This window comes from Nostoc sp. (assembly GCF_036917415.1).
GTDB lineage: Bacteria > Cyanobacteriota > Cyanobacteriia > Cyanobacteriales > Nostocaceae > Nostoc.
Genome location: NZ_JBALDJ010000096.1, coordinates 144607 through 155760, shown reverse-complemented (window position 1 = coordinate 155760; position 11154 = coordinate 144607). Strand labels below are relative to the sequence as shown.

At 40.1% G+C, this 11154-nt stretch carries 6 protein-coding genes; 3 read left to right on the top strand and 3 right to left on the bottom strand.

Annotated features, from left to right (window positions below):
• Nucleotides 1-296: 296 nt before the first annotated feature.
• Nucleotides 297-1421: a hybrid sensor histidine kinase/response regulator gene (locus V7K41_RS21640; RefSeq protein ID WP_334851495.1), complete on the bottom strand. Its 1125-nt coding sequence runs from the start codon at nt 1419-1421 to the stop codon at nt 297-299.
• Between the two features lie 16 nt (nt 1422-1437).
• Nucleotides 1438-2787 carry an ATP-binding response regulator gene (locus V7K41_RS21635; protein WP_334851493.1) on the bottom strand — a complete coding sequence of 450 codons (1350 nt, stop codon included), beginning with the start codon at nt 2785-2787 and terminating at the stop codon, nt 1438-1440.
• A 1252-nt stretch (nt 2788-4039) separates the two neighbouring features.
• Between V7K41_RS21635 and V7K41_RS21630 the strand changes: the two genes are divergently transcribed.
• Nucleotides 4040-4762, top strand: coding sequence for a response regulator transcription factor (locus tag V7K41_RS21630; protein WP_104908003.1), 723 nt, complete (start codon nt 4040-4042; stop codon nt 4760-4762).
• A gap of 143 nt (nt 4763-4905) precedes the next feature.
• Here V7K41_RS21630 and V7K41_RS21625 read toward each other — a convergent pair whose 3' ends face one another.
• A complete protein-coding gene (locus V7K41_RS21625; protein WP_334851491.1) occupies nt 4906-6270 on the bottom strand; it encodes a lipid-A-disaccharide synthase-related protein in 1365 nt (454 codons plus the stop codon).
• Between the two features lie 139 nt (nt 6271-6409).
• On the opposite strand from V7K41_RS21625, the gene V7K41_RS21620 reads away from it, so the two are divergent.
• Both V7K41_RS21620 and V7K41_RS21615 read left to right on the top strand, forming a co-directional pair.
• On the top strand, nt 6410-8485 hold the full coding sequence (locus V7K41_RS21620) for an outer membrane protein assembly factor (RefSeq protein ID WP_334851490.1): 2076 nt from the start codon (nt 6410-6412) through the stop codon (nt 8483-8485).
• Nucleotides 8486-8917: 432 nt separating this feature from the next.
• Nucleotides 8918-11152 carry a hypothetical protein gene (locus V7K41_RS21615; RefSeq protein WP_334851488.1) on the top strand — a complete coding sequence of 745 codons (2235 nt, stop codon included), beginning with the start codon at nt 8918-8920 and terminating at the stop codon, nt 11150-11152.
• The last annotated feature ends 2 nt before the right edge of the window (nt 11153-11154 follow it).

Here is an 11154-nt window from a genome sequence, read left to right as displayed (position 1 = left end):
ATATTAGAAGAGGCAAGTTATTTCAAGTCAGGTTAATTACTTATGATTACCGCATCTGTGGAAAAACCGCAAAAGCCTCTTTCCCCCTGTCCTCTGCAAGCTAAATGATAAGTTTTTAGTCGGACACGATATTATCCGGCAATATTTTGATTGGATTAACTTTCAAATGATGCTGTAATTAATCTATATAATTTAAGCTAATTTAATTTTTGTTGGGGGCATAAAACACACATCAAAAATTAAATCTAATTTCTTGGGAGAGCTCCTCAAAATAATCTGTGGTGAAGGAAAATAACTTAAGTGTTTTTAGGTAGTTGTATGGTAAATAAACTACCTTTTCCTAGTTCAGAAGCGACCTTGATAGTTCCTGCGTGCCCTTCTATAATGCGATGGGATAGATGTAGTCCTAAGCCACTACCTGAGCGTTTATTTCTGCCTTGGCGAAATCGCTCGAAAATTGTTGCCCGATCTTCTGGCGCAATCCCATATCCTGTATCTTGTACCTCAATTATTACTGAATCTGGATCTCCTGGATTAGATAATGTTTCATAAATGCGGATTGTTATACCTCCTGTATCTGTAAATTTGATGGCATTTGCAATCAGGTTGTTTAACACTCGCCGTAATTCTGAGCGATCGCCCATGATAATAGCAGGTTTTTGACTCAGTGGATCTAATTTACGGGTATCAATTTCCAAAGTCAAGCCTTTTTCATTAGTTAGAGGACTTAGTTCGCTCACTACTTCTTGAGATATCTCACATAAATCGCATTCCTCCCAATTCAACGTTTTTTTACCTGCCTCGAAGCGATACACTTCTAATAGGGTGTTGACCATTTCCATCAAATTTTGGTTACTGCGAATCATCACTGCGATCGCCTGTTTCATTTCTGGTGAAATTTTGCAGAATGTTTCCATTTCAAACAAATTCAACATCCGATCGGCGGCTACTAGGGGAGTTCGCAAATCATGAGTCAGACGGGAAACAAAGTCTTCCCGTTGGCGCGCCATTTTTTGTTGTTCGTCTAAACTGTGCTTGAGACGCAATAGCGATCGCACTCTTGCCAGTAGTTCATCAGTATCAAATGGTTTACGAATAAAATCGTCAGCACCAGCATCCAAACCTTCGACAACGCTGGATTGGTGAAAGGCAGTAATCAACAGAATTGGAATATAAGAGATTGCAGGGTTATTCCGAATCCGACGTGTGACTTCATAACCATCTATCCCCGGCATCATTACATCTAACAGAATCAAATCGGGTGGAGATTGCTCAATTTGCCGCAAAGCCTTTATTCCATCTGAAGCTAAATCAATTTCATACCCCTCACTTTCTAAAATTGCTTGAACCAAAATAAGATTATCTCGAGTGTCGTCAACTGCGAGGATACGATAAATTTTATTATTTTCAACTACAGACATAATTTATAAACTTTTATCAGTTTTTTTGGAAGTAATTTTTAAATTTAGGATATTCTATTGGTGCTTTCCTGGCTTGAGAAGATGACTGATGAGGATTTTTAGCAGGACAAAAAAAATCGTCGTTATCTAACTGTGAAACTGGAGGATTGGCTGCTACAGTTGGTAAAGTAATTTGACGCGGCAATTCAATTTTAAACATTGAACCAACTCCCAATTTGCTCTCAAGAAAGATTTTACCGCCCATCATTCGCACTAGGGAATCTATAATTGCCAAACCCAGACCTGTACCTGAATATTTGCGAGTTATAGTTTGATCTACTTGCCGAAATGCTTCAAAAATATGTTTAAAATCTCTGGGTGCTATGCCAATACCTGTATCTTGAACGATAATTACTACTCGATTTCCAGGTAGTTCCTTAACCTCAACCCAAATTTCACCAGATTCTGTAAATTTAATGGCGTTAGAAAGCAGGTTAATTAAAATCTGTTTGACACGAACTGGATCGTTAAATATCAAAGGATTTTGCAAATTGGTTTGTACTAACAATGAAAGATTTTTCGCTTCAGCCAGGGAACGCATTTCATCTACAACGACATTAATTACCTTTGATACATCGAAATTTTCCGCCTTTAAGTCTAATCCTCCTTCCTCCAGCTTGGAAAAGTCGAGAACTTCATTGAGTAACATCAGCAAATGCTTCCCATTATTCAAAATGCGCTCAACCATATCTGCTTGCTGGTGGGTTAATTGAGCGAACTTAGGACGCAGCAGTATTTGCGAAAAACCAATAATCGCATTCATCGGCGTTCTAAGTTCGTGGGAAATAGTTGCTAAAAAAAGTGATTTTAGACGTGATGCCTCCAATAGCTTGAAGTTTTGCATTTGAATCTGTTGCTGTTGTCTCTCTAATTCTTGGTTCTTACAAATGAGTTGTTCGTGACTTTCTCTAAGCTGCTGGTTTGCCAAATCTACCTGCATTTCCGCCCGATAAACCCGAATTGCACTCCGCAAAACTTGCAACAAAGTTTCTGAGGATATTGTAGACTTAGAAAGATAGTCTGTAGCACCAGCTTTCAATAATTGGAGAGTAATTTTTTCATCTCTTTGACCAGTTAGGATTACTAAAGGAACTTTAATTTCCGAAGAACGTAGCTGTTGAATCAAAGTTAGTGCATCCTGCTCTGGTAAGCGATAATCGAGGAAAACACAATCGTAGGCAGTAGTTTTTAAGACAGAGAATGCATCATTCCCATCAGCTACCTCAGACAGTTCTATTTGAACATCTGCTGTAGTCAGTGCAGAACGGATTGCTATCCGGTCTATTTTATCATTGTCTACAACCAAAATTTTCAGCGTCTCTTCCATCGGTTTTTATTTTCGTCGCTAAATATAGGTTTATCTGTAACATTTCACTTTTCAGATTATCCAATTAAAGAATATAATATTTTCGGAAATCTAAAATCTGTAATTTGATTGACTAAGACATTTTGGATAATATCTACTTTTATACATGATTGACATTCATTACATCAATTTCGTCATCTTCCATTAGTAGTATATTAATCACTCTTTCGGGCTTTTTATTGGGTTGAATTCAGTCTGTTGTATCTTCAATCTGGTTAATTTCCCAGACTCTGGGAACTAAACTTCAAGCAAATGACCAATATGCCTCAAAAAATTAGTAATTAACAAGCACACACAGTTTATATAAAGTAAAATAAAATACTTTACTAAGCTTAAAACAATTGTAAATGAGTGAGCAAGCCACCGTCGTCAGTCATTGGTGAGAGTTGCATAGCATTATCGTGTACCATAAGCTTGAATAGTTTTACCTATCAGGTTAGTTAGACCAGATAAATAAAAAAGTACTATCTCTACCTAAGTAATCCTATCTGCGGAAATTTCGACAATTATTCTTAGCGATCGCCAGACCGATATTAGTATTTTCACAGGTATATAGGGCTTATATATGTTTGCAAAATTACCAGCCCTTAATGTCGAAGAAAGGCTTATGACAAAAGTTAGGCAAAAATTTAAAGCTTAAAGGGGAGAGATTTGCACAGAACGGTTGATATTTTATCCTCTAAAAAGTCAGATGAACAAGTTCGTCACCAATAACTACGAATTACTTTACTGTTGGTGATTCCAGCAAATTTTAACGCTGCCTGATTCTTTTCGATGAAGATTTCTATTGGCTCTATCAATCAGATGAATCCAAAGGTTTGGTTAAAATCGCTTGAAATCATCTTTCACTTTCTCGAAAAGTAACTTTTACTCGGTGTAATTTTTTCATTTTCGTAAGCTTTTTTAAAGTTCGATCCAAAATAATACTAATTAATGAATGGAACATGGCAACTCAAAGTTGAATTGTCAACAAGGAGAAGCAATTTGGCATTCGTTTCAATATTTCATACTTTTTGTGTAAGTATCTATATATCTCCAGCTAGATTTGTCCTCTATCTAAATATAAAAATTTCGGGTACTTATTATTTCTATCGGTGGATGCAGACAGGTTGAAATATCATCTATCTTTAGTTTGGTAAAATAAGAGATAATAGTTACAAAAGCTAATACTTTGTAAAGATGCCAAACAGCGCAAGCAAGAGTGAGTGTAACGATGAATGAAATTAGTATTATTTTAATTGAAGATCATGACTTAACCCGAATGGGGCTAAGAGCAGCATTACAGTCTCATAGTGCATTGAAAGTAATTGGCGAAGCGGCAAATGCTACCCAAGGATTAAAACTTTTAGAAACGGCAAAGCCAGATGTAGCGGTAGTAGATATCGGCTTGCCTGACATGGATGGCATCGAACTCACTCGGAAATTCAAACGCTCCCAGGCTGAAAATGGGCAATCTACTACGAAGATTCTCATCTTGACAATGGATCATACAGAGGATGCTGTACTTGCAGCCTTCGCAGCTGGTGCTGATTCCTATTATATGAAAGAAACCAGCATTAGTAAATTAACTGAGGCAATTCAAGCAACTCACGGCGGTAACTCTTGGATTGATCCGGCAATTGCCAACGTCGTATTGCGAAAGATGCGCCAAGGTATTCCTGGAGAAAGCCAAGGTTCTGACAAGCCGAAAACTGTAAAAATTGAGGCGCTGGCGACAGAATACGAGCAAGTTTTGGAAACATACCCTCTGACTCAACGGGAGCTGGAAATTCTAGAGTTGATTGTAGCTGGGTGTAGTAATGGTCAAATTGCCGAGAAACTCTACATTACAGTTGGTACTGTAAAAACCCATGTTCGTAATATTCTAAATAAACTATGTGCTGATGACCGTACCCAAGCTGCTGTAAGGGCCTTACGTTCGGGATTGGTGGCCTGAGGAATTAGGGACAAGGGAGAGATGGGGAGATAAGGAGAATAACTCCTTACTTCTAACTCCTAACTCCTAACTTAGCACTGACTCAACGCCTCAAAGAAAGCTAACAGCACTCAGCACTCAACACTGTTTTGCCCAATACCACATTATCCTAATCTTTCTTGCAAGCAATTAGCAATACGTAGTGCTGCTCCCGGTTTGCCCATGCGTCGCTCACCATTTTCAGCAATAATTTGCAAATTATCAGGATTTTTAAATAGAGATTGTACAACCTTTGCTACTTCTGCCGGTTGATCGATTAAAATCAAAGACGATCCCAGTAGACGACTTTGAGATTCAGCAAAGCCAGGATTATATTGTGGCCCATTACCGGGAATCGCGATCGCAGGTTTGCCTAAACCGATAAATTGTTCTGTGGCTGTACCTGCCATTGCGATCGCTAAATCTCCTAAATGCAAGCAATCATTATAGGCTTTTTGTGTCAACAGTAGATAAGCATTTCTCTGTTTAAATGTCAAGACATTTGGGTCGCGAAGTTTGATAGGAGATGCTGATTCAGCGCGCCAGCCTTGGGATTGCACGCTTTGGGATAATATATTTGAGTCTAAACCAGGAGCGATCGCACCTAAAAACACTACTCTCTTAGAAGTATAGAAGATTGAATCTCGCTGTTGAAAACTTGTCATTAATGCAGATACGGCAATCATAATTGTTTGCCAGTTGGTGTATGCTTCTGGCTCACGAGAACCAGGAAGAAGAGTCACTACAAAAGGTCGAACTGTCTCTTGCTGTTGGGTATTCTGACTATAAAATTGTTGGCGTGAAAACGTCGATTCTAGACCATCCATCATGGGATTACCGAAAGAAAAAGCTGGAATTGGCCATTGTTTTAATATTTCCGCCGTCAGCTCATCTCTAGGGAATACTGCTTTACAACGGCGACGACTCATTAACCAACGTTCCCAAGGATGGTAAACTGAACCAGAAAAGTTTTCCCAACCTGCGTCTTTAGATTTCCGTGGTAATAATCCAACTTCATCTCGCACATAATATTCAGATTTTGCCGTACCGACAAAAGCATAATTAGCGCCACTGAATGTTGCAAACAACAGCGGCACAATATCTCCCACTGCTAAAATTGCTCTTTTATGACCTAATTTTTTTTGAGAACTTACCCAACGGCGGATAGCTTTAATTTGGTTGAGGGTAAGTTTCAATAAACCACCGCGTACATCCCGCGCTAATTGGCGTCCATCCATATAAATAAAGCCGCCAGAAGGCATAGTCAGGACTGAACCGATAAAGGGGATATCCAACTGTTCATAAGCACGTCCTTCACCCACCAGAGGTAAAGCAAATATCTCTGGTGGGTTTGGTTGTCGTTGGAGTTCTTGCAAAATCCGAACTGCAATCATATCTTCCCCATGACCATTACTTAATACAAGTAACCGCAAAGGAGAAGTTGCAGATTGGGAGTTAGAAGCTAGAGATGACCGAGATACATTACTCATAAGAAACAAAATATCAAAATTAACTGTCTGTTTGGGTAAGAGGTATAAATAGGGAAATCGACGAAGAAGCTGGAAGTTAGTATTATCCCTATTCGCTAGCGTCTCTACAACTAACTCCCAGTTAATTAGGTTAAATATTATGCGAGTTTCTGCTACTGCAATTTTTACTTTAGCTACTTTAGCTGCTGCCAATGTCAGTCAGCAAGCAACGGCTGCACCTGCTAAAACCGTTACTCCAACTGCAAAAGCTGGTAACTTGGTGGTGCCGATAATTGAAGACACTCCCGCACGAGTAGAGACAGTTGCTTCCCCAGAAACTATAGTTGCACAACAATTTTCCCAAAATCCCATCGCCGTACAAACAGGTGCAAACAAAAATTCCCCAGTAGTCTTAAAATCAGCAGATAAGGGTAATTCATCAGTAACACTCTCTCCCACTCCCTCTTTTTCCCCCTTATCCCCCAAAACTCCTGCTACTGAAAGCGATTTAGTCGTCACAGCTACAAATGTTCAGGTGGTGGGAGCCAATCAAGAATTACAGCAAATCATTCGCCAGGTAATTAAAACCCAAGTGGGTGGAGAAACCAGTCAAAGCCAGCTACAAAAAGATGTAACAGCAATTTTAAATACAGGTTTATTTAGTAGTGTCAGTGTGAATAGCTTTAGCACACAGGCTGGATTGAATGTAGTATACCAAGTCCAACCAGTAATTGTGCGATCGCTGCAATTATCTGGTGCTAAAGTGCTTACCTATCAAGTCGCTCAACAACGTTTGCAATCTCAGATTGGAACCATTATTAGTCCCAGTGGACTGCAACAAGCAGTAGCACAAATTAATAAGTGGTACGCCGACAATGGTTATAACTTAGCACGAGTGCTATCAATTAAACCCAATTCTCAAGGCATTCTCACTGTGAATGTTGCTGAAGGTTTGGTGAATGATATCAAGTTTCGTTTTATCAACGATGAAGGCAAAACCGTTGACAGCAAAGGTAATCCCGTTGGAGGACGCACCAAAGCAGACTTCCTTCAACAACAACTCAAGTTGAAACCCGGTCAAATCTTCCAAGAAAATGTCGTTAAACAAGACATCCAACAGCTATATCGTACTGGTTTATTTGAGAGTGTGAATGTCGCTTTAGAAGGGGATGCGACAAAACTTAATTTAGTCTACCAACTCAAAGAAACTGGGGCGCGTGGTGTTAACTTGGGTGGTAGTTACAATGCCGATCGAGGTTTAGTAGGTACAATCAGCTATCAAGATCAAAATGTCGGCGGTATTAATGATACTTTAGGTGTGAATGTTGGGGTAAGTAGCCGAGACTTGCAGTTTAATACCAAATTTACCAGTCCTTATCGCACAACTAACCCCGATCGCTTGGGTTACACTGTAAATGGTTTTCGTAGTCAGGAGCTTTCGGAAACCTTTGATGACAAGATTACGCTAGCTAACGGCGACAAAGTGCGAGAAGGTCAAATTGGCGGTGGTGTCAGCTTGCAGCGACCAATTGACGACTGGAATACTTCATTAGGATTAAACTATACTCGAACTAGTATTCGCGATCGCCAAGGTAATATTACCCCAACTGACGCTCAAGGCAATCCCCTCTCTGCCAGCGGAACTGGTATTGATGACTTAACTACCGTATCCTTCACCGCCACCAAAGACCAACGAGATAATCCCCTGAATCCAACTCAAGGTTCCGTTTTGAGTCTGAGTACAGAACAATCTGTGCCCATTGGTCAAGGGAATATTTCTCTAAATCGCCTCAAAGCCAATTACAGCCAATATTTACCAGTGCAGTTATTTAACAGCAAACAGCCACAAGTATTTGCAGTGAATGTGCAAGCTGGTACCGTCATTGGGAATTTACCGCCTTACGAAAGCTTTAACTTAGGTGGTTCCAATTCTGTGCGCGGTTACGATTCTGGAGATGTTGGCAGTGGTCGTAGTTATGTCTTAGCCTCCGCAGAATACCGTTTTCCCGTCTTACCAATCGTAGGCGGTGTATTGTTTGCCGACTTCGCCTCAGATTTAGGCTCTGGTGATACTGTATTAGGAGATCCGGCAGGTGTACGGCAGAAACCAGGTTATGGTTTTGGTTATGGGGCAGGAGTGCGATTAAATTCACCACTAGGCTTAATTCGGGCTGACTATGGCATTAACGACCAGGGAGAAAGCAAAGTGCATCTAGGTATAGGTCAGCGATTTTAATTTGAGTTAAAGCATTACTGAGAGGTTATATCCAGAAATTAAATATGCGTTATCGAGAACTATTTAGGGGCGTAGCACTGCTACGCCTTTAGAGGTTGTTTGAAAAGTATTTCACTGTAATTTTAGGCACTTTTAGATCCCCCCTAACCCCCCTTAAAAAGGTGGGAACCGGAATCAAAGTCCCCCTTTATAAGGGGGATTTAGGGGGATCTAGAACTTTTTATACCAACAATACGACTTTTCAAACAGCCTCTTAGATTAGCGATCGCTTCTGAAAAGGAATTTTATAAATGTGACAAATTTATTACACAATATTTAATAATATGTACATTTCAATAATCAAAGCAAAAAATTATTGTCGCGTTTTTGTAGACATTAATTTTTTAATAGTGCTAGTCATACAAAATATCAAAAAATATTATAAGTAATGGTATGGAAAAAAGTGTTATAAATGCCAGCCTTTCTACCCAGAACCTAACCTTTCGTCCAGGTGATACTCCTGTATCATTTGAGGTAACTGTCAATAATGACAGCGATCGCTTCGTCAATTTTCAGATAGAAATTACCGCAGCCGGAGAAATTCGCAACACAGGATATCGCTGGTATAGACTTGAACCAGAGGTAGCGGCAGCCAAGCCACCGGGCAGTAGTACCATCTTTCAAGTCTTCGTATTCAATACACCGATTCCAGGATTTGTTGGTACTGTCAACCTGATGGTAAATATTTTTTCACCGCAATTAGCACAACAGTGCAGACTTGTGCTACGCCTGAAAATCGAGCGAGACAATAGACCAACACATTTAAGTGTAGAACTGCCTGTACGAGAGTTCCAAGTTTATCCCCGCAATTCTGTCGATATACCAGTACGGGTGCGGAACTTGGGGCAACAACCAACTGAGGTAATGCTACGTTTTACAGGCGTCGATCCGTCTTGGCTGGCTGGCAGTGCAGAACGCCGATTACCCTTAGAACCAGGTGGTTTAGCAGAAGCTACATTCCAATGCCAACCTCCTTCTGTAGTCCAAGCGCCCAGTCAAAATTACCCTTTTACTATTGAAGCTGTTAGCAATAATGGTTATCCAACTAATGCTGGAGGCAACGTTGAAGTTTTACCTGTAGGTTTTATAGACTTTACCACCACAGAAAAACACCTGAAAATTCCCAGCAAATTTGCATGGTTGCCTGACTGGAAATCTGAGATAGCTTCCTTTGAATTACTATTTAAAAATGCTAGCAATCTCAACCAACAAATTAATGTGCAGGTACAGGGTAGAGACTGGCGAAAATGTAGTTTTAAAAAGCTTCCTGAAACCGCTAATCTCCATCTAGGAGAGACAAGTAAAGTTATCCTCGAAGTTAAAACAAAACGTCCTTGGGTGGGAATTGGGAAAACTTTGTTGCTGGAGGCTAAATCAGAATTATCCGACCAACGTTTAGGGAGTACAGACCCAGCCACGCAGACATTAGAAGTGGAGACTTTGCCAATTATACCTTTATGGCTACAATTGGCTGCGATCGCACTATTAGCTGCACTCCTAGCATTAATCCTGCAACCCAGAGGTGTAATGCATACCCGTTCTGTCAACTCAGTGCGTTTTAGTGGCATTGGTTTATCTGTGATCAGTGGTTCAGATGATTGCACCTTAAGACTTTGGAGAATTGGTGCTGATAGTTTAGACCCAGATGATACAGTAAAATATTCTGGGCAGCCCCTTGCTTGCGACCAAGCACAACAGCCCAAAGGCTTGATGGCCATTACCGATGACGCTGTAGAAGTCTTGCGCTTCATGCCATTACAAAATAATCGTGTTGCTGTTGGTTTAGATAATGGTGTAATTGAACTTAGAGATGTCCCATCAGGTGGTAAGATTAGCCAACTTCAAGACCTTAAAGATCCTAAAGCAAAAGGCGATCGCGTTTTTGACCTAGCTTTCACCTCAAACTCACTTAACTTATTCAGTGGGTATGGCAGTGGTAAAGTGAGACTATGGTCAAGACCAGCGCCTAACAGCGATTTTCTGCCAGAACCGCAAGTTATTGACGTACAAAGTAGATTGAAACTCTCAGGTTTCCAAGTCCGGGCATTAAATCTCAGCCCAGATGCAAAAACTCTAGTAATTGCTGGAAACTTTAAGCGTTTTATATTGTGGCAGTGGAATCAAACTCAATCTGATAAACAATCGCCAAGTTTATCAGTGCAAAATCTAGAAAAACTAGACCCATTAGTTGGGCCTGAAGACTTTATTTGGGGATTAGCTTTTGTTCCTGACTCAACAGGAAAAATCCTTGCAACTTCTGATTCTGCGGGATTTATTACGATTTGGGATTTAAATCAGTGTCAAACTATCAAAAATCCGAATCCGCTAGAAAAAGTAAATGAACTTAATTGTTTACAACTAGACCGTTGGCCAGCATCAAAAACATCTGTGCGCACTCTAGCATTTAGTGACGATGGTAGCCTCTTAGTAAGTGGTGGCGATGATGGACGAGTCGTAGTTTGGTACTTAACTCCCGAACATAAGCTTGACAAAACAAGAGCAGCAGAAGGTAAAACAATTTACCAAAGCTCTAAAAAAATCAATAGTATCGACTTGAAAACCAATCAAGGAACCATGATTGTGAGTGGTGGTGAAGATTTTCAGGTCAAACTACACCGCATCAAATAAGG